This window comes from Pedobacter frigiditerrae (assembly GCF_032678705.1).
Taxonomy (GTDB): domain Bacteria; phylum Bacteroidota; class Bacteroidia; order Sphingobacteriales; family Sphingobacteriaceae; genus Pedobacter; species Pedobacter frigiditerrae_A.
Genome location: NZ_JAVTSS010000001.1, coordinates 2099299 through 2119418, shown reverse-complemented (window position 1 = coordinate 2119418; position 20120 = coordinate 2099299). Strand labels below are relative to the sequence as shown.

Genomic DNA, 20120 nt, shown 5'->3' with positions numbered 1-20120 from the left:
TTTGACGTGCAAACTATTATTAACCAAATATTAAAACCAAAATCATGAAAAAAATCAACATCATTATGCTTGTTGTTGCGCTTGCCTTAACCCAGCAAAGCTGCAAGAAAAACGCTGAGGCTGACACTACAGCGCTAAATGCAGAAGACCTAACATCTCCAAAAGACCCCACAAAGATTGTAACCGACCAATCTGTTTATCACAATGGAGATGCTTCGCTTGGCAGTGCTGCAGTTTGGAAAGCAATTAACGTAGAACAAAGTGGTACTGTTACCGTTGTGAACGACGAAACTGGTACACCAGTATGGAAATTTCTTAAACCCGCAGGAAGCCATAGGGCAGAAGGACATGGCTCTGTTGGCTTTAGCGCTCCAGAAGGCACTAATTTTTATGTAGGCTGGCAAAGTAAAATTTATATGCCTACTTCACTACAAACAGAAGCCATTTGGCAATGGAAGTCTTATCCAACGGAAGGATCATTGGCGAACCACCCTTTGATGCTCAGGACCAAAAATGGTAATTTAGAATTACAGTATTTTGATGCCAGTCACACGGCTTTTGTATTGTGGTCTACACCACTTGTAACGAGTACTTGGACTGACATTACCATGCGCATTAATGCTTCTTACAGCGCCACTACTGGTTATGTAGAGTTATGGTACAATGGGGTTAAACAAACCTTAAGCAATGGTACGCAACGTTACAACTGCAGAACCTTGGATAGCGATTACTGCGATCCAAAATGGGGTGTGTATGGTGGCGATGATTCACAGGCTACACATTTTGTAAAACACATCAGAATTGCAAGTACTTATGCAGAAGCTGCTGGCACACCACCACCTCCTTCTACCGTAAGCATCTATCAGAATTGTAACTATGGAGGTTGGAGCGCTAGTTTAGGTGTAGGGTCTTATACCATGTCGCAATTAGCTGCTTTAGGTGTAGTCAATGATGATGCTTCTTCGATAAAAGTACCTGCAGGTTTGAAAATAACCATTTACAAAAGCAATAATTATACTGGTACGGTAACCACGTTGACTGCTGATGAAGACTGTTTAACCGATATCGGTTTTAACGATAGTATTTCTTCAGTTGTCGTCGCTGTAAATTAATGATATCAAAAGGAAACTATAACAAAAAATCCTCGACAATTTGTCGAGGATTTTGATTTTTTAATCTTTTATTACTTTTGATTCTCCACCCATTTCCTTGCATTTACAAATGCTTCCATCCATGGCGAAACTTCGTCTTTTCTGCCTTTTGGATAATTTGCCCAATGCCATTGGAACAATGAGCGCTCAATGTGAGGCATCATGACCAAATGTCTTCCAGTTTCATCACATAGCATTGCAGTGTTATAATCAGAGCCATTCGGACTAGCAGGATAGCTTTCGTAAGCGTATTTAGAAACGATTTGATATTTATCCTCTGTGTATGGCAATAGGAATCTTCCTTCGCCATGCGATACCCAAACGCCTAAAGTACTGCCAGCTAAGGTAGAAAGCATGACAGATTTGTTTTCTTGTATGGTTAACGAAGTAAAAATACTTTCGTGTTTATGGCTTTCGTTGTGCAACATTTTTGGTTTCTGTTCGTGGTCTTTATTAATCAAACCAAGCTCAACAAATAACTGGCAACCATTACACACACCAACAGAAAGTGTGTCTTCGCGATTAAAGAAATTCTCCAATGCAATTCTCGCTTTTTCGTTGTACATGAATGCGCCAGCCCAACCTTTGGCCGAACCTAAAACATCTGAGTTAGAGAAACCACCAACGGCTCCAATAAATTTAATATCCTCTAATGTTTCCCTGCCAGAAATTAAATCGGTCATGTGCACATCTTTCACGTCAAAACCAGCTAAATACATTGCATTAGCTAATTCACGCTCAGAGTTACTACCTTTCTCGCGTATAATTGCTGCCTTCGGACGGGGTTTAGTTTCATCTATTACAGGTTTTTTACCATCAAACTGCGTTGGGAAATTGTATTGTAAAGGTTGATTTTTGTAGTTATCGAAACGCTCTTTCGCTTTTACAGCTCCACTTTGCTTTTTATCTAATAAGTAAGAAGTTTTAAACCAAACGTCACGTAAACTGTCAATGTCAAAACTTAACTCTTCCTCAAAGTTTTTCACTTTTAAAGTTGCTGTTGAGCTTACTTCACCAATTTTATGGTAAGTTATTCCGCTTTCGCTTAATGTTTTTTCTACATCGGCACCTGCCTGAAAAACAATGCCAATATTTTCAGAGAACAACAATTTGATGTTATCAGCTTCGCCTAAACTAGTTAAATCTAAAGTTGCCCCTAAATCGCGGTCGGCAAAACAAAGCTCTAATAAAGTAGTGATTAAACCTCCACTGCCAATGTCGTGTCCAGCTTCAATTTTCTCAGCCTTAATTAAATCCTGAATAACATTAAATGTCTTTTTAAATTGAGTGGCATCTTTAACATCAGGCGTTTCATTGCCAATCTTGTTTAAGATTTGAGCGAAAGAAGAACCACCTAATTTATAAGCATCATTAGAAAGGTTAATGTAGTAAATTGAACCACCATCTTTTTGCAAAACTGGCTCGACTACCTTAGTAATGTCGTTACAATTACCACCTGCAGAAATAATAACGGTTCCAGGAGCAATTACATCGCCATCTTTATATTTTTGTTTCATTGATAGTGAATCTTTTCCAGTCGGAATGTTGATTCCTAAATCAATGGCAAAGTCTGAACAAGCTTTAACCGCTTCGTACAATCTTGCGTCTTCGCCTTCGTTTTTACAAGCCCACATCCAATTAGCAGAAAGCGAAACGCTTTTTAAGCCATCTTTTAATGGTGCCCAAACTAAGTTAGAAAGCGATTCTGCAATAGCAATTCTACTTCCCGCACCAGCATCAATTAAAGCAGATAGGGGAGCGTGACCAACCGAAGTTGCAATACCTTCCTTGCCTTGAAAATCTAATGCCATTACACCACAGTTGTTTAGTGGCAATTGTAATGGTCCAGCACATTGTTGTTTGGCAACTCTACCGCCAACACATCTATCAACTTTGTTAGTTAACCAATCCTTGCACGCAACAGCTTCTAATTGTAAAACTTGTTCTAAGTAAGTGTTTAATTGAGTTTTATCATAAGCAACAGCTTGATATTTCCTATCAATCGTTTGATCGGCCATGATCACTTTTGGAGAACTGCCAAACATGTCTTTTAGTTCTAAATCCATCGGTTTTACCCCAGTGGTTTCAGATTTGAAAGTAAAACGATGATCGCCAGTTACTTTACCAACCGTGTACATTGGCGAACGTTCGCGATCTGCAATTTTTTGTAATGTTGCAATGTGTTCGTTTCCAATAACCAATCCCATTCTTTCTTGAGATTCGTTACCAATAATTTCTTTTGATGAAAGTGTTGGGTCGCCTACCGGAAGTTTATCTAAATTGATTAATCCACCTGTTTCTTCTACCAGTTCAGATAAACAGTTTAAGTGGCCGCCTGCACCATGGTCATGGATAGAGATAATTGTATTGTGGTCGCTTTCTACCATTCCACGAACAGCGTTTGCCGCTCTTTTTTGCATCTCTGGGTTTGAACGTTGAATAGCGTTTAATTCGATGCCGGTTCCGTGTTCGCCAGTATCAGCAGACGAAACTGCTGCACCACCCATTCCGATTCTATAATTTTCGCCACCAAGAATTACAATGTTATCGCCCTCTTGTGGTTTCTTTTTCTGTGCTTGACTAGCCTTGCCATATCCAACACCACCAGCTAGCATGATTACTTTATCGTAACCTAGCTTGCGAGAGTTTTCTTCGTGTTCGAATGTTAATACAGAGCCTGTAATTAGCGGCTGACCGAATTTATTTCCAAAATCTGTAGCACCGTTAGATGCCTTGATTAAAATATCCATCGGGGTTTGATACAGCCACTTTCTTTCTTCCACACCTTTTTCCCATTGGCGGTCTTGCTCTAAACGAGAAAGAGCTGTCATGTAAACTGCAGTTCCTGCCAAAGGCAATGAACCTTGTCCACCAGCTAACCTATCTCTAATCTCGCCACCAGAACCAGTTGCTGCACCATTAAAAGGTTCAACTGTAGTAGGGAAGTTATGTGTTTCTGCTTTAATAGAGATAACCGATTCGAAGTCGCTTAAAGCATAATAGTCTGGCTCATCTGCACGTTTTGGTGCAAACTGCTGTACAATTGGACCTTTAATAAAGGCAACGTTATCTTTATAAGCCGAAACAATATCGTTAGGGTTTTCTTCAGATGTTTTACGGATTAATTTGAATAGTGAAGTAGGTTGCTCTACGCCATCAATCACAAATTTACCATTGAAAATTTTATGGCGACAGTGTTCTGAGTTAACTTGAGAGAAACCGAAAACTTCAGAATCTGTTAAAGGTCTTTCTAGTCTACTAGCTAAAGAAACTAGGTATTCTACTTCTTCATCGCTTAGGGATAAACCTTCTTGTTTGTTGTAAGCGGCGATATCGGTAATTTCAAGAATTGGCTCAGGTTTAATGTCAATTGTGAAAACAGCTTGTGTTAAATCTTGGTATTTCTGAGAAAGCATTGGGTCGTAACCAGAAAAATCTTCTGCTACTTTTTTAAATTCTTCAATTCTGATAATGCCCGAAATGCTCATGTTCTGCGTAATTTCTACGGCATTTGTACTCCAAGGGGTAATCATTGCTGCACGTGGACCAACAAAAAAACCGCTCAGCGCAGTTTCATTTTGTTTTTTGGCACCGCCGAATAACCATTCAAGTTTTGTAATATCAGTTGCTGAAAGGGCCTGTTCTGTTTGTAGAACAAAAACCTCGTCGGATTGACTTAAGAAGAAATGAATCATGCTTGTTTTTTGAAGATGCAAATTTAGCTTTAAAATTTTAAAAATGCCAGTTAAACGAGGGATAATATTACCTACTTTTGAACAATTAATGTAATAATTAAGGGGTTTTCCACATTAAGAAATATTAAACTTATCAAATGTTCAACCGCATTCATCATATCGCAATTATTTGTACAAATTATGAAGTTTCTAAAGACTTTTATGTCAATAAATTAGGTTTTGAGATATTGGCTGAAGTTTACAGGGCAGAAAGAAAATCTTACAAATTAGATTTAGCAGTTAATGGATTATATCAGATAGAACTTTTCTCTTTTGAAAATCCTGTATCAAGGCCATCACGACCAGAGGCTGCTGGTTTAAGGCATCTAGCTTTTGAAGTTGATGATGTAAGAAAGGTGAGTGATTTGCTAAAAAGTAAAGGTGTAGAGACTGAAGCCATACGGATTGATGAATTTACAGGGAAGCAGTTTACGTTTTTTACCGATCCCGATGGTTTGCCTTTGGAAATTTATGAGCGATAATCCGCGTTGTCATTCCGACTTCGGAGGAATCTATGAGAAGAGCTAACGAATAGATTCTTCGCTGCGCTCTGAATGACAAGGACGCTCTGAGTGACAAAAACTCTATTGACAATAAAAATGATTGAAAAAACCAGGAAAATTGTAACATGAGAGATCATAATTACTTTGTTTATTTAATGACGAATTTCAATAAGACGGTCTTGTACGTCGGTGTTACAAATGATTTGGGTATTAGAATCGAACAACATAAGAGTGGAGAAAACTCATCCTCTTTCACTAAAAAATATAGTTGTTTTTATTTGGTTTATTATGAAAGGTATCAATATATTAATGATGCTATTGATCGAGAAAAAGAAATAAAAGGCTGGTCAAGGGCTAAAAAGAACGCACTAATAGAAACGGAAAACAAAGAATGGAGATTTCTTAATGATGAAGCTATAGATGGGTAAAGATAATGTGTTGTCATTCCGACTTCGGAGGAATCTGCTGAGGGGAGCAATAAGATATGTTCTTTAATAAGAACTGTCATTCCGACTTCGGAGGAATCTGCTGAGAGGAGCTAACGAATAGATTCTTCGCTGCGCTCTGAATGACAAAATCACTCTGAATGACAAGGATGCTGTGAATGACAAACGCTCTAATAATCAGTCATTCCGACTTCGGAGGAATCTATGAGAAGAGTTCAACTAGATAGATTCTTCGCTGCGCTCTGAATGACAAAATCACTTGGAATGACAAGGATGCTGTGAATGACAAACGCTCTTTGGAGATAAAACAAAATAGAAACATAAAATAAAGATTGTAAATTTCTTAATGAGTATATTCAAATTCAAGCAATTCGAAGTAGATCAAACAGGTTGTGCCATGAAAATCAATACCGATGGCGTATTGTTGGCAGCAATTGCAGAAAGTACTGCTCCTAAACACATTTTAGATATTGGAACAGGAACAGGTGTAATTGCCTTAATGCTGGCGCAGCGTTTTCCAGATGCGTTTATTGAAGCTGTGGAGATAGACGAACAAGCATCAGCTACTGCTAGCAAGAATTTTCAGTTATCAGTTTTCAGTAATCGCTTAACCATCAACAATACAGCAATAGAACAATATAACAATCCTAATAAATTTGATTTAATCATTTCAAATCCGCCATACTTTGTTAATGATTTAAAAAACGCTGAACAAAAAAAGGGAATTGCTAGGCATACTGATGAAGTCTTCTTTAATGAATTGATATTAAAAGTTTCTTCCTTATTAACTGAACAAGGAAGTTTCTGGTTTATTTTACCTGTTAAACAAGCTAGACTTTTAATCGCAAAAGCAGAAAGTTTGGGACTTTATTTAACAACTCAAATTGATTTGCACTCAGATATTTCAAAAGCAGCATTTAGATGGATTGTTTGTTTGAGTAAAAAGCAAACAAAAGTGCAGCTTAAAAACTTTTACATTTACAAAAGTGAAAAGGTTTATAGCAATGCTTACAAAGATTTATTGCAGGATTTCTTTTTGGGATATTAGGTGCTTAACCGCAAAGAAAATAAGAGCTCGCAAAGCAGAAAGAAGAATAAATCGTTTTTCGTCTATCGTTTTTCGCTCATATTTATTAAGGATAACGATCAATGATCAACGAACAACGAAAACAAAAATGAAAAGAATAGGTTTAATTTCTGATACGCACGGTTATTTAGACGAAGCTGTTTTTAAATACTTTGCCGATTGCGATGAAATATGGCATGCAGGGGATTTTGGAGCTGGTGTTGCAGAGCCTTTAGCTGCTTTTAAACCTTTGCGTGGCGTATATGGAAATATAGATGGTAAAACGATTAGGGCTGAGTTTCCAGAACATTTAAGGTTTAATTGTGAAGGGGTAGATGTTTGGATGACCCATATCGGTGGTTATCCTAATCGTTATGCATCGCAAGTAAAAGAAGAAATTTACACTAAGCCGCCAAAATTATTTATATGTGGTCACTCACATATTTTAAAAGTTGTTTTCGATGAAAAAATAAAATGTTTGCATATTAACTCCGGTGCTGCTGGAAAAAGCGGTTGGCATAAAGTAAGAACTTTAATTAGGTTTTGCATTTCTGAAGAAAAAATACATACCTTAGAGGTTATAGAATTAGGGAATAGATAACGTAACAAATACACTAAGTAAATATGGCTGGAATAACTACACTGGGTCAATTCATTATCGAGAAACAAGCAGATTTCTCATACGCAAAAGGGGAACTTTCTAGATTACTTAGAGACATAGGAATTGCTTCAAAAATTGTAAATCGTGAAGTGAATAAAGCAGGTTTAGTAGATATTTTAGGAGATGCAGGTACTACAAATGTACAGGGAGAAGACCAAAAGAAATTAGACATGTATGCCAATGAGCAATTTATTTCTGCTTTAACCAGTGGAGGCGAATGTTGCATCGTGGTAACTGAAGAAGAAGATGAGTTTGTGCCGATTGATTCGCCTGTTTCTAAAAACGCCAAATACATTGTGTGTATTGATCCTTTAGATGGTTCTTCTAATATTGACGTGAACGTAGCAGTTGGTACCATATTTTCAATTTATCGGAGAAAATCTGTGGATGGTTGCGCTACAATTACTGATATTTTGCAAAAAGGAACAGAACAAGTCGCCGCAGGTTATGTAATTTATGGTTCATCAACCATGTTGGTTTATACTACTGGAAATGGAGTGAACGGCTTTACTTTAGATCCATCCATTGGCGAGTTTTGCTTGTCGCACCCTAACATGAAAGTTCCTGAAGATGGCATTATCTATTCTATTAACGAAGGCAATTATGTTCATTTCCCAGCAGGAGTGAAAAAATATATCAAGTATGCGCAAGTGGAAGATTTTGCTACCCGCAGACCTTATACCTCAAGATACATTGGTTCTATGGTGGGTGATATTCATCGTAACCTAATTAAAGGTGGAATTTATATCTACCCAACCACGGCATCATCGCCCAATGGCAAATTAAGGTTGTTGTACGAATGTAACCCAATGGCCTTTATTATTGAACAGGCTGGAGGCGTTGCTTCTGACGGCTTGAACAGGATATTGGATATGCAACCCAAAGAGTTACATCAAAGAACTTCGATATTTATTGGCTCGCCTAAAATGGTTAAAAAGGCAGAAGAATTTATGGCTGAGTTTTCTCCAGTAAACGCCATGAATGCTGATGAAATTGTGGAAGAGAAATTAGAGCAACTAGGCGTAGTAGGGGGGATTGATTAGTTTATTGGTTCAATATAGTTCATTGGGCGCAACTCATTAATTAACCGCAAAGAACGCCAAGGACGCTAAGTTTAAAAGGAATTATATAGTTCCTTTGCTTTGTCTTTTGGTGTTTCGGACTTTACTGACTTTCTGACTTCCCGACTATCTTGTTCTCTTTCTGACTTCCGGACTTTCTGACTTCCCGACTATCTTATTCTCTTTCGGACTTCCGGACTTTCGGACTTCCAGACTATCTCACTTCAAAGCAATCAATTCTCTCATGGATTTTCTTGCCCATATAGCATTGCGTCTGCGCAAGTATTTTGGCAAGAGTTTAATCTCACTTCTAACACGCTGAAATTGTTCACGAGCTTCAGCTTTTTGCTGCTGTTTTTTTAAAAATAGACCATAATAGTACATCGCTTCCAATGAGTGTTGTGTACGTATGATTTGTCTATAACCTTTGTCTGCAAGCTCTGGTGTGCCAATATTTTCTTGTGCTCGTGTATATAAAAGCTCATCTTCGGGCATCAACAATTTATTGCCATTCCTTAAATTAAGTTGATCAAAATAGGCTAAGCTCTCTTCGTATTGGTTATTGTAAAAGTATTGCCTTGCTAATTGGAGCAAAATGGCAGGGTCGTTGCTATAAGCGCCTTTAAGGCAGCTTAATGATAATTTTATGGCTTTATCATATTGTTTTTGCTCAGCATAAGCTTTGGAAAGCCCCAGCTTATTAGTGATACTGTCGGCTATCTGTACTTTCCTTTCCCATTCATTAATTTGCTGTTTTGGAAAAACGTACTTTTTCAAAGACCTTCCTTGGGTTAGTTCAGGTAGCAACTCCATGAAAAAATAAATTACTGCACCTATTAAGGGTAAGAATATCAGTAAGTAGATCCAATCTCTTCTACCTGTTTTAAGGGCATGGATAATGGTTATTACTTGTAAAATAACAGGGATAAAATAAAAGTCGTTCCAGTAGCCAAACATTTGAGCGTTGTTAATTTGCACTGAAAATAAGTAATATCTTTAAAGTAAAAAAGTGTTGTTTCTTTCTGCTTCAAAAGTGTTGAGGGTTAAGGCAAATTTGCTTTGACGACTTGACGTAGTGGGAAGGATTGTATATCGTTTTCAATTGATTTCTAAAGACTGCGGTTTATTCATTTTTTCACCTAGAATAATGGATTTGCTGCCGTATCTTTGCGAAAAAAATAATTGGATGAAAACAGAAGAATACCCAGCTTTAGCCTATATTGTTAACACCTTGGCAAAAGCAATAGCAGGTTCAAAGGTAGAGCAAAAATCAGCAGGTGAATATGTTGTGAGAGACGGCAACGATGAAGTGCTTCTAAAACACGGGCCAGGTGTAAATGGTAGTTCTAACGCAATATTGATTACGGATAAAAGGAGCATCATTTTCAGTGAAGACTTATTAGAGCCATTACAAAACCTTCATGAAACGGTAAGGGGAAATGATGTACTTAAGGCTGCTTTAAAAGATAGTATCATTATTATCAATGGATTAGATATTGAAACCGACTTTGTGTTTCAAGCGGTTAAAGATTTTCTTGACCAAGTAAGTAATAGCTATGAGTTTATGCAAATTGTTGAGGCTGATGTCACTAAAATTGGAGCTGGATTTAAGTTTGGTAAGCACATTTTTAGGTTAAACATTACAAATGAAGCTGATAAAGTTCTTCTTGAACCAAGGTTTGTTGCATCTTTTGATGAAAATATTCAGAAAACTATCGCTCAAGATATTATTAAAGTTCAGCTGGCTGTAAATAAAATGTTGAAGGCCTAAAAGTTTATATTCATATAATGAAGCCCTATATTGATGATATAGGGCTTTGTTTTTTAAAGCTTAAACGATCATGATAATTTTAAGAAAAGAATTTTAATTAAGCGTTTTTGCGTTCGGCTTCGAAAAAAGCATCTATGGCTAGGGCAGCTTTGTTTTGAGAAGCAGCTACGGCTAACCTGTCGCACCTTTCATTTTCTGGATGTTCATTATGGCCTTTTATCCAGATGAATTTAACCTGATGTAGTTTATGTAAATTAAGGTATTGGATCCAAAGATCTTTGTTCTTTTTGTCTTTAAAAGCTTTTTTAACCCAGCCAAATACCCAGCCTTTTTCAACAGAATCTACTACATATTTAGAATCTGAGTACACGGTAACATCCTGTCCGGGGTTTTTGATAGACTTTAACCCTTCGATTACAGCCAATAGCTCCATTCTGTTATTGGTGGTCATTCTAAAGCCGCCACTCAACTCTTTGTAATGAGCGCCCGAACGTAAAATTACACCGTAACCCCCTGGACCAGGATTTCCACTTGCTGCACCGTCTGTATAAATCTCTATCATAAACAGCGCAAAACTAAGTTTTATTGGTCAAAACTCAGTATAGATGTTGAAAAGAAGATTGGATCCTCAGTTATTAATAAGTAACAAGGTTAATTTGAAAATAAAAGGAGGTGTTCCATCGTGAACTGTAGCCCCGCTATCCGCCCATAGTCCTCGCTCGTGCCTCGCTGTGGGCTATTTGGGCTGCTATCGGGTTTAAGAACTAAGCTCGCTGCCATGAAACCCATCCTAAACAAGCACAGTAGAATTTATATTTGCTTTTTAGCTAAGTGCCTCGCATTCGGAAATAATTGTGCACTAGGAAGTTGTGTTTTTTGCGCTTTTTTAGTAGAAAAATATTTGCAGGGAATAATAAAAATCCTACCTTTGTTGCTCTGAAAAACACGGTGGTTGTAGCTCAGTTGGTTAGAGTATTGGTTTGTGGTGCCGAGGGTCGTGGGTTCGAGCCCCATCAGCCACCCCGAAATTTTCAAAAGGTCAAAATCTTAAAGGTTTTGGCCTTTTTTTATGCTGTGAAATGGCTTTTTGCAGTGTTCGATAATTTTAACTTATTTCGATATAAAAATATAGTTTTTTTAAATCCTTATTAATGAGTGTGTTATCTGAATTTTGGTGTTCGAGCACCATTGCCGCGTTTGGCCTATTCTAATTTGCAACACCTAATTTTTTGTAGCCGATCCTCTGGTTTTTACTTGCTTATTAACGCCTTCAATATACTTGAATTTTGTAATTAGCTCCTTTTGTCGACCAGTTTCCGTCTAACTGGATATTCGAGGTTTGCCGAATGGCAAGAGACTTAATGGTAGTTTTATAAATAATTTAAATATTTTTACATTTCGATTTTAATATTTCAATTCTGAATGAACAAAACCAGACTATTCTCCGAAATAAAACTGTTGGCTAACATTAGTAGCTTTTCAAAGCATGAGCAACTTATTCAGGGAATAATAAATGCATTAAATCAGAAGGTCATTGCAAGGGGAGATATTTTGCCTTCTGTTAATGAGATGATAAGGGAGCTGGGGTTTGCCAAGGAAACCATTGGTAAGGCCTATAAGGAATTAATTGCAAGGGGGATCTTGGAATCTAAGAACAGGAAGGGTTATTTTGTCGCAACAGACGATACCGAGCGGCATCTAAAGGTTTGCCTATTGATCTATGCCTTTGATACCTTCCAGGAAACCTTTTACCAAAATTTCAGGAATCACTTAGGACCCAACGTTCAAGTCGACGTTTTTTTTCACCACAATAACCTTACGGTTTTTGAATCAATCATCAATAGCAATAAAGGCCAGTATGGAATGTATGTGATTGCGCCAATTGATAGTCCATCTGCTATCAGTATTCTGGAAGAGCTTCCCATGGATAAGTTTTTGATGGTTGATAGGTACGTGGAGATGAATGTGCCCTATTCATATATCGTCCAAGAATTCAAGCAGTCTTCTTATGATGCCTTTGTAAAACTTGCACCACGAATCAAGGAGTTTTCGGAGTTCGTGTTTTTCTTTAGGCCCAATTCTGCTGAACCTAATGACATCTTGATTTCCTTTGAGCGTTTCATCAAGGACCATAAAGTTAACGGGGTAATCCAGAGTGAATACAAGAGTGGTAGTATAGCTCCTGATAAGGTTTACTTTACGATCCATAACTTGGAGCTTTGGGAAATTTTGAAGGATACGAAAGTGAAAGGCCTCAAGGTGGGTCTAGACTTGGGCATACTTTCCCATAATGATGACAATGTGAAAGAAATCATATTTGATGGGATTACGACTTTCTCTGTCGATTTTGCCGAAATGGGTATAAGAGCAGCAGAATTTGTATTGACAAGAGCTCCTGTTAAGCACGTCATGGAAAACAAATTGATATTAAGGAACTCACTTTAAGATTAGGGAATTGGGAAAAACGGCATTCATAAGTTTTGTGATATTTACTGTCATAGCTGCTATTATTTCATTCTTCAATTCGCGTAAAGGTCAGAATAAAACTACAACTGGATTTTTCTTGGGAAACAGGTCTAATGGGTTTATCATTATAGGGGCCTCCCTGTTTTTTAGCAACATCAGCGCAAATCAGTTTATTGGCGAAAACGAATCTGTTTATATCAATAACATGTCTGTAATTGGCTGGGGGTTATCTTCAGTGCTGGCAATGGTTATCGTTTCAGAATTTTTTATACCCATTTATTTAAAAACAGGAATCCGCACTATTCCAGATTTTTTGGAGAAAAGATATGACAAGGATACCAAGACCTTGGTTTCAGTGGTGTTTCTTTTCAGTTATATCGTAAATTTACTACCTACGGTACTATATGGCGGTGCGGTAGCCTTTGGTGGGTTGCTCAACCTATCCGGAAATCTCCATATTTCTTATTGGGGAAGCATTTGGATATTGGTTTGGGTAATGGGACTTATTGGTTCTTTGTATACGATATTGGGAGGCTTAAAAACCATCACCATGTCTGATACGGTACTAAGTGCAGGTATGTTGGTGTTAATGGTGGCCATCCCTTATTTTGGGCTCCGTTATTTAGGTCATGACGATTTTTTGACGGGACTTAGCACTGTGCTTTCCTCAAAGAAAGAACACCTCAATGCGGTTGGTTCTAAACAAGATGCGATTCCCTTTGCCACGCTTTTTACAGGAATGATTATCATCAATCTGTATTATTGGGGCATGGAGCAATACATCGTTCAGCAGGTTTTAGCGGGAAAAAGCTTAAAAGACAGCCAAAAGGGAATAGCCCTAGCTGGATTTGCAAAACTGCTTTGTCCATTGTTGATCAATGTACCCGGATTGATAGCGGTGCATCTTTATCCAAGCTTAACCAATACCACTGAGGTTTTTCCGTTACTGGTAAAGGATGTTCTTCCACCAATATTAACCGGCCTTGCAGCTTGCATGCTTTTTGGTGCAGCGATAACTACCTTTAATGCAGGTTTAAATAGTTCAAGTACGCTGTTTACCCTAAACCTATATAAGCCCTTTGTAGAAAAACGAAAAAATATTGTTTTAAGTGAGCGCAGCTTACTCAGAACTGGGAAATTGTTTCAGATTTCAATTTCTTTGTTTGCAATGCTATTTGCCCCCTTTATAATTTTTTCCCAAGGAGGTTTCTATGAGTATCTGCAAAAAATTAGTGCAATATTTAGCCTGCCTATCTTTACAATTATATTTTTGGGGTTTTTTACGAAAAAAATGCCACCATCTGCTGCTAAAATCGGGATTTTATTCTTTATCTCCTGTTATATACTCAGCCAGTTTGTTTTTAAGTTCAACATTCACTACCTACATTGCCTTGCGCTTATTTTTTTATTAACGTCTTTCTTAATGTTAGTAATTGGTAAATTTTTTCCCCTGGAGAAAGAGTATGAACTAAAGATGGAAAACATGGTAGATATTAAACCATGGAAACATAGGTATCTTTATAATGGATTTCTAGTTGTATTAATGATCTTGGTTTTTGTCTTATTCTCTAAAGTTGGAATAGCTTAGCCTATTTATTTCCGTTAAAGCAGCTGTTGAATTAGTTTATTTGCTAATGGCTAAGAATTTTTGCTTTAAAAGATTGGTCAATGTCTTCACTGCGCTGTTTCACAGGCTAATTGTTATTCATCCCTTACATTTTTATTTTTTTTTGGAAATATTGTATAATAAAAAAAAATGTCTATTATTGTATTAATAATAGGATAGGATAGGATAGATTAATAAACCTGTTTTACCTTGAAATTTAATGCTACGGTTTAAATCAGTTACAAGTTAACTGTTGCATTAATAAAAAGAAGAAATCAACCAAATATACCATATAATGAACAATTCCCTATCTAATCAATGCTGGAGAATCCCTGTTTTTTTCAGTTCCGTCATTTCAATTGATGAAATATGTTCGTCAGAACATTTAAAGGCAAACAATTTTCTTAAGGTCCAATAATCATGGATTACCTTAGTTTACTCATTTTAAAGTTTAAAAATAAATGACACACTCATTTTTGTTTTACGGGCGCCTTGGTGCGCTTTTAAAGTTGAAACATTTACTGGGATTAACCTGCTTAGCTTTAGTAGTACAATTGTTATTTTGTACTGCACCTGCTTTAAGCCAACAGAATCCCAAGAAAACTATTACTGGTACAGTGCAAGATAGCCTGGGCGCTGTGCTGCCTGGTGTAAACATTGCCGTAGAAAACACTAAGTTAGGCACCCAGACCGACGCCAATGGACGTTTTGTATTAGATGTTTCTACAGGAGCAGTATTAAAGGTATCATTGGTTGGCTACATTGTAAGGACCATAAATGTTACCAACGAGGCTTCCTATACTATAGTGTTGAAAGAAGAAGCTACCACTTTGGCAAATGAAGTGGTGGTTACCGCATTGGGTCAGAGACAACGAAAAGAAGCAGTTGTAGGTTCAGTTACAACCGTAAAGGTGGCCAACCTCAAAGTTCCCTCAAGTAATTTAACCAATGCACTATCTGGTCAGATTGCCGGTGTGATCGGTTATCAGCGTAGCGGACAGCCTGGGCAGGATAATTCTCAGTTTTTTATTCGAGGGGTAACTACTTTTGGATACAAGAGAGACCCGCTTATTTTGATCGATAATGTGGAATTGACCAGTTCAGACCTAGCAAGGTTGCAGGTAGATGATATCGAGAGTTTTTCTATCCTTAAAGACGCAAGTGCAACTGCATTGTATGGGGCTAGGGGTGCAAATGGAGTAATTTTAGTGAGTACCAAGTCTGGTAAGGAGGGTAAGGCTAAAATAGGTTTCCGATTAGAGAATTCTGCTTCGCAATCTGCAGAAAATCTTCAGCTTGCTGATCCAATTACCTATATGAAACTTTTCAACGAAGCATCTATTGGTAGGGGAATGGATCCTATGTTTACCCCAAACCAAATCATCAATACCCAAGCAACGGTAAATAAAAGTTCGGGTTATAACCAATATGTTTATCCTGCTGTTGATTGGTTAGATATGCTCTTTAAAAAGCGCACAAGTACCCAACGTGCCAATATGAACGTAAGTGGCGGTGGTGGTGTTGCTAGGTATTATATAGCTGGCTCGTATAACCTGGATAATGGGGTGCTTAAGCAAGATGACAGGAATAATAACGATAACAACGTAAAATTTCGCAACTACCAGCTTCGCTCAAACATCAACATTGATTTAACCAAAACCACTGAGATGGTAGTGCGTTTATCGGGAAATTTCAGCGAATATAATGGTCCAGTAGCCACCGATGGGGGATTTTCTACTGATCTATATAATATTGCCGTACATACGAGCCCTGTGGCTTTCCCTGCATATTTCCCTGCTGATGCTGCCAACCAAAATACCCAACATATTCTTTTTGGGAACAGGGGCGGAACAGGCGTAAACAGTATATTGGATAATAACCCATATGCAGCCATGTTACGTGGACACAAAAATTCGTCAGAATCTAGGATGTCTGCACAATTTGAGTTGAACCAAAAATTAAATTTCTTTACCGAGGGACTTTCTTTTAAGTCTATATTTAGCACAAACAGGTATTCTTATTTTGATTCGCAAAGGGCTTATTCTGCATTTTATTATAATGTAGGTTCTTATGATAAGGCTAGCAACACCTATGTGTTAAACTGGTTAAACTCTTCTGTGGTTAATGGTGCGCCAAACATTGCGCAAGAATATTTAAGCTACAGCCCCGGTGGAACCAATATCAATACCTTTTTATATGGTCAAGCTTCATTAAATTACGATAGAACTTTCGGAAGCCACAGCGTGAGTGGTACCTTGATAGGTACAGCCCAACAAACCGTTTATAGTAATGCAAGTTCATTACAAAATTCACTGCCTTTTCGTAATTTGGGTTTAGCAGGAAGGTTGACTTATTCTTACAAGAGTCGCTATTTTGTGGAGACAAATTTTGGGTATAATGGTTCAGAAAGATTTTCTGAAGACCATAGATTTGGATTTTTCCCTACAATTGGTGCTGGATGGATTGTTTCTAACGAAAAATTCTGGGAGGGAGGAATTTCCAAAGTAATTAACCGCCTAAAATTAAGAGGTAGTTATGGTATTGTTGGTAATGATGCCATCGGTGCACAAAGATTTTTTTACATTTCTGATGTTAATCTCAATGGAGGTGGTAACTATGCACAGTTTGGATTTAACAATGGATCAAGTAGAGAAGGGGTATTCATCAATAATTATGAAAATAAGGATGTTACTTGGGAAACCTCAAGACAGACCAATCTAGCATTGGAAGCTACATTTTTTAAGAATCTTAATCTAATCGCAGAGTTTTACAATAATTACAGGTACGATATTTACATGACTAGAGCCAATTTACCTACAACGTTAGGTTTAGAGGCTGCGGTTGGTGCAAATGTAGGTGAGGCACGCTCAAGGGGAATGGACTTAACGCTAGATTATAAATTTAAGGTAAACGATTTCTCTTTTGCAGTAAGATCTAATTTAACTTTTGCTAAAAATAAATACATTAATTACGAAGAACCACAATGGGCAGAATCATACCGTTATACTACAGGGCAACCTATTAGCAGAAACTTTGGTTACATTGCAGAGCGTTTATTTGTTGATGATAAAGAGGTGTTGAACTCACCAACTCAAATTTTTTCTACGAATGGAAAGGCACCAAAAGCAGGCGACATCAAGTACCGAGATTTAAATAATGATGGTAGAATAGATGATGCAGACAAGGCATATATTGGATACCCGCAATCGCCAGAATTAGTTTACGGTTTTGGTTTCAGCTCCTCATATAAAGGTTTCGATCTTTCTGCCTTTTTTACTGGGCAAGACAGGATGACATTCTTTATTGATCCCCGTAAGGTTAGCCCTTTTGTACCAAGTGACCAACAATATATTTTAGGGAATACGCAACTGCTTAAAGATTTTGCAGATAACCACTGGTCTCCAGAAAATCAGAACCTTTATGCATTGTATCCAAGGTTGGCTGTTAATTCGGTTGATTTGGAAAACAATGCACAAACCAGCACTTGGTGGATGAGGAATGGCAGGCTGATGAGATTAAAATCTTTAGAAGTTGGTTATACACTTCCAGTAAAAGTTTCCAAAAGCATTAAGCTTTCTTCATGCCGCATCTATTTCAATGGATTAAATTTAATTACTTGGAGTCCATTTAAAATGTGGGACCCAGAACAAGGCGGAAATGGTTTTGCTTATCCGATACAAAAGGTATTCAATGTTGGTTTAAACGTAACATTATAATGAAAACGATAAAAATATATTTCAAATATAGTTGCATCATCATTGCAATTTGGTCTTTTACATCATGTAAAAAGTACCTTGATGTAACACCTGATAATATTGGCACACTTGATTATGCTTTTAGAAATAGAAATGAAGCACAGAATTATCTTTATTCGTGTTATGCCTATTTGCAAAGGATGAATGATGTGGCTTCCAATCCAGGCTTTACAACTTCTTCAGAACTGATTTATTCAAATTCCCTAGATAATTTCCAAGGTTTTAACAGAACGGGTTTCAACTTGTTGAGAGGCACTCAAACTGCAGCAAACCCAGGATTAAATGCTTGGGATGGAAGCGAAGGCAGCTACAGTTTGTGGAGGTCGATTAGGATCTGTAATACAATGCTCGAGAACATAGATCAGCCTATTGATCTGGGGGTTGCAGAAAAAAAACGATGGATAGCAGAAACCAAATTCTTGAAAGCTTATTATCACTATGTGCTATTTAAGATGTATGGCCCAATACCGTTAATTAAAACAAATTTGGCCATTAACAGTACTACAGACGAAGTGCGTGTAAAAAGATCACCCGTTGATGAGGTTGTGGCATACATCGTTTCATTATTGGATGAAGCTGCTCCTGATTTACCACCAAGCATTACAAGTCAGGCCACAGAATTAGGGAGGGTAACCAGTGTAATTGCACTTTCTGTAAAAGCCGAGGTGTTAGCAACTGCTGCAAGTCCACTTTTTAATGGTAACCCAGACTATACGAGTTTTAAAGACAAGGAAGGAGTTAGTTTATTTCCGCTGGTATATGATGCGCAAAAGTGGGAAAAGGCAGCTACAGCAGCCAAAGCGGCCATAAATGCAGTAGAAACACAAGGTGTGAAACTGTATGTTTTTAATTCGCCATCAACAGTAGGTAAACTATCCGATTCGATAAAACGACAACTGGATGTACAAAATGCAGTGACAGAAAAATGGGAATTAAATCCAGAGGTAATTTGGGCTTCAAATCCCGAGTTTAATTATCAAGGACATTCTACTCCAAGGCTAACTGCAAAATCTGCTGTTAATGCTTTTTCAAATCCTTCTACATTTTCTGCTCCTATAAGTACGCAAGAATTATTTTACACGGTAAATGGAGTGCCAATAACTGAAGATAAAACTTGGGATTATGCAGGCAGGCATACGATTAAAACTGGAGATAATGCGAGCCGTTATTACATACAGCAAGGTTATGAAACCATAAAAGGACATTTTGCCCGCGAAACCAGATTTTATGCCGATATGGCTTTTGATGGTGGCGTATGGTTCGGAAATGGAAGAAATAACCAAGACGATCCTGCCAACCCGCTGTACTTTGTTTCTGCAAGGGGAAGTGGTTTTGCGGCACCGAGTGATAATATAAGATTGAACATCACTGGTTATTGGCCTAAAAAATTGGTAAGCTATACCTCGGTTTATGATGATGGTTTCCAATCTTCTCCATTTCGCCTGCCATTGATTAGGTTAGCTGGTTTATATTTACTCTATGCAGAGGCCCTAAATGAAGTAAATGGACCAACTGCAGAGGTGTTTACCTATATTGATAAGGTTAGGCAAAGGGCTGGTTTGCAAGGCGTTCAAGCCTCGTGGACAAACTTCTCTAAAACCCCCAATAAATTTAGTACCAAAGATGGCTTAAGACAGATTATCCATCAAGAAAGAAGGATTGAATTGTGTTTTGAAGGACAGAGTGGTTGGGATTTACGTAGGTGGAAAGAACTACAGGCAGTTTTAAGCAGCCCCATACAAGGTTGGAGCATCAATAATGCTGACGCCATTAACTATTACCGCCCAACTACACAGTTTATTCCAGTATTTGGATTAAAAGATTACTTGTGGCCAATCAAGAGCTATGATTTGGTAGTTAATCCAAACTTGGTTCAAAATCCCTATTGGTAAATGAAATG

General features: G+C 37.7%; 14 protein-coding genes and 1 tRNA gene. 12 read left to right on the top strand and 3 right to left on the bottom strand.

Annotation, left to right across the window (positions count from 1 at the left end; genetic code table 11):
- The first annotated feature begins 44 nt into the window (after window positions 1-44).
- Window positions 45-1112, top strand: coding sequence for a heparin lyase I family protein (locus R2Q59_RS08260; RefSeq protein ID WP_316785111.1), 1068 nt, complete (start codon window positions 45-47; stop codon window positions 1110-1112).
- A gap of 71 nt (window positions 1113-1183) precedes the next feature.
- On the opposite strand, the gene purL is transcribed toward R2Q59_RS08260, so the two are convergent.
- Complete coding sequence (purL, locus tag R2Q59_RS08255) at window positions 1184-4882, bottom strand: phosphoribosylformylglycinamidine synthase (protein ID WP_316785470.1); 3699 nt, start codon at window positions 4880-4882, stop codon at window positions 1184-1186.
- 101 nt (window positions 4883-4983) lie between these two features.
- On the opposite strand from purL, the gene R2Q59_RS08250 reads away from it, so the two are divergent.
- The 5 genes from R2Q59_RS08250 to fbp all read left to right on the top strand — a co-directional run bounded on the left by R2Q59_RS08250 (window position 4984) and on the right by fbp (window position 8604).
- Window positions 4984-5367 (top strand): VOC family protein, encoded by a 384-nt coding sequence (locus R2Q59_RS08250; protein WP_316785109.1) that lies wholly within the window; start codon window positions 4984-4986, stop codon window positions 5365-5367.
- A gap of 146 nt (window positions 5368-5513) precedes the next feature.
- Complete coding sequence (locus R2Q59_RS08245) at window positions 5514-5816, top strand: GIY-YIG nuclease family protein (protein ID WP_316785107.1); 303 nt, start codon at window positions 5514-5516, stop codon at window positions 5814-5816.
- Window positions 5817-6180: 364 nt separating this feature from the next.
- Complete coding sequence (locus tag R2Q59_RS08240) at window positions 6181-6882, top strand: tRNA1(Val) (adenine(37)-N6)-methyltransferase (protein WP_316767726.1); 702 nt, start codon at window positions 6181-6183, stop codon at window positions 6880-6882.
- A gap of 127 nt (window positions 6883-7009) precedes the next feature.
- Window positions 7010-7501: a metallophosphoesterase family protein gene (locus R2Q59_RS08235; RefSeq protein WP_316785105.1), complete on the top strand. Its 492-nt coding sequence runs from the start codon at window positions 7010-7012 to the stop codon at window positions 7499-7501.
- Between the two features lie 23 nt (window positions 7502-7524).
- Complete coding sequence (gene fbp, locus R2Q59_RS08230; RefSeq protein WP_316785103.1) at window positions 7525-8604, top strand: class 1 fructose-bisphosphatase; 1080 nt, start codon at window positions 7525-7527, stop codon at window positions 8602-8604.
- A gap of 237 nt (window positions 8605-8841) precedes the next feature.
- Here the strand turns inward: fbp and R2Q59_RS08225 are convergent, their stop codons facing one another.
- Window positions 8842-9579 carry a tetratricopeptide repeat protein gene (locus R2Q59_RS08225; RefSeq protein ID WP_316785101.1) on the bottom strand — a complete coding sequence of 246 codons (738 nt, stop codon included), beginning with the start codon at window positions 9577-9579 and terminating at the stop codon, window positions 8842-8844.
- A gap of 229 nt (window positions 9580-9808) precedes the next feature.
- On the opposite strand from R2Q59_RS08225, the gene R2Q59_RS08220 reads away from it, so the two are divergent.
- Window positions 9809-10393 (top strand): hypothetical protein, encoded by a 585-nt coding sequence (locus tag R2Q59_RS08220; protein ID WP_316785099.1) that lies wholly within the window; start codon window positions 9809-9811, stop codon window positions 10391-10393.
- Window positions 10394-10490: 97 nt separating this feature from the next.
- Here R2Q59_RS08220 and rnhA read toward each other — a convergent pair whose 3' ends face one another.
- A complete protein-coding gene (rnhA, locus tag R2Q59_RS08215) occupies window positions 10491-10955 on the bottom strand; it encodes a ribonuclease HI (RefSeq protein ID WP_316767716.1) in 465 nt (154 codons plus the stop codon).
- A gap of 386 nt (window positions 10956-11341) precedes the next feature.
- On the opposite strand from rnhA, the gene R2Q59_RS08210 reads away from it, so the two are divergent.
- The 5 genes from R2Q59_RS08210 (at window position 11342) to R2Q59_RS08190 (ending at window position 20112) form a co-directional block, all read left to right on the top strand.
- A tRNA-His gene (locus tag R2Q59_RS08210) sits at window positions 11342-11415 on the top strand.
- Window positions 11416-11815: 400 nt separating this feature from the next.
- Window positions 11816-12838, top strand: a complete 1023-nt coding sequence (locus tag R2Q59_RS08205) for a GntR family transcriptional regulator (protein ID WP_316785097.1) — start codon at window positions 11816-11818, stop codon at window positions 12836-12838.
- Window positions 12839-12848: 10 nt separating this feature from the next.
- Window positions 12849-14447 carry a solute:sodium symporter family transporter gene (locus tag R2Q59_RS08200; protein WP_316785096.1) on the top strand — a complete coding sequence of 533 codons (1599 nt, stop codon included), beginning with the start codon at window positions 12849-12851 and terminating at the stop codon, window positions 14445-14447.
- A gap of 479 nt (window positions 14448-14926) precedes the next feature.
- A complete protein-coding gene (locus R2Q59_RS08195; RefSeq protein WP_316785094.1) occupies window positions 14927-18181 on the top strand; it encodes a TonB-dependent receptor in 3255 nt (1084 codons plus the stop codon).
- Window positions 18181-20112 (top strand): RagB/SusD family nutrient uptake outer membrane protein, encoded by a 1932-nt coding sequence (locus R2Q59_RS08190; RefSeq protein ID WP_316785092.1) that lies wholly within the window; start codon window positions 18181-18183, stop codon window positions 20110-20112. Before R2Q59_RS08195 ends, R2Q59_RS08190 begins: the two co-directional genes overlap by 1 nt.
- Window positions 20113-20120 lie beyond the last annotated feature (8 nt).

What these genes read in the sequence shown, in the direction of transcription:
- R2Q59_RS08250 (WP_316785109.1), top strand. Translation starts at nt 4,984, where the DNA reads ATGTTCAACCGCATTCATCATATCGCAATTATTTGTACAAATTATGAA.
- R2Q59_RS08245 (WP_316785107.1), top strand. Translation starts at nt 5,514, where the DNA reads ATGAGAGATCATAATTACTTTGTTTATTTAATGACGAATTTCAATAAG.
- R2Q59_RS08205 (WP_316785097.1), top strand. Translation starts at nt 11,816, where the DNA reads ATGAACAAAACCAGACTATTCTCCGAAATAAAACTGTTGGCTAACATT.
- R2Q59_RS08260 (WP_316785111.1), top strand. Translation starts at nt 45, where the DNA reads ATGAAAAAAATCAACATCATTATGCTTGTTGTTGCGCTTGCCTTAACC.
- R2Q59_RS08225 (WP_316785101.1), bottom strand. Translation starts at nt 9,579, where the DNA reads ATGTTTGGCTACTGGAACGACTTTTATTTTATCCCTGTTATTTTACAA.
- R2Q59_RS08195 (WP_316785094.1), top strand. Translation starts at nt 14,927, where the DNA reads ATGACACACTCATTTTTGTTTTACGGGCGCCTTGGTGCGCTTTTAAAG.
- R2Q59_RS08190 (WP_316785092.1), top strand. Translation starts at nt 18,181, where the DNA reads ATGAAAACGATAAAAATATATTTCAAATATAGTTGCATCATCATTGCA.
- rnhA (WP_316767716.1), bottom strand. Translation starts at nt 10,955, where the DNA reads ATGATAGAGATTTATACAGACGGTGCAGCAAGTGGAAATCCTGGTCCA.
- fbp (WP_316785103.1), top strand. Translation starts at nt 7,525, where the DNA reads ATGGCTGGAATAACTACACTGGGTCAATTCATTATCGAGAAACAAGCA.
- R2Q59_RS08240 (WP_316767726.1), top strand. Translation starts at nt 6,181, where the DNA reads ATGAGTATATTCAAATTCAAGCAATTCGAAGTAGATCAAACAGGTTGT.
- R2Q59_RS08235 (WP_316785105.1), top strand. Translation starts at nt 7,010, where the DNA reads ATGAAAAGAATAGGTTTAATTTCTGATACGCACGGTTATTTAGACGAA.
- R2Q59_RS08220 (WP_316785099.1), top strand. Translation starts at nt 9,809, where the DNA reads ATGAAAACAGAAGAATACCCAGCTTTAGCCTATATTGTTAACACCTTG.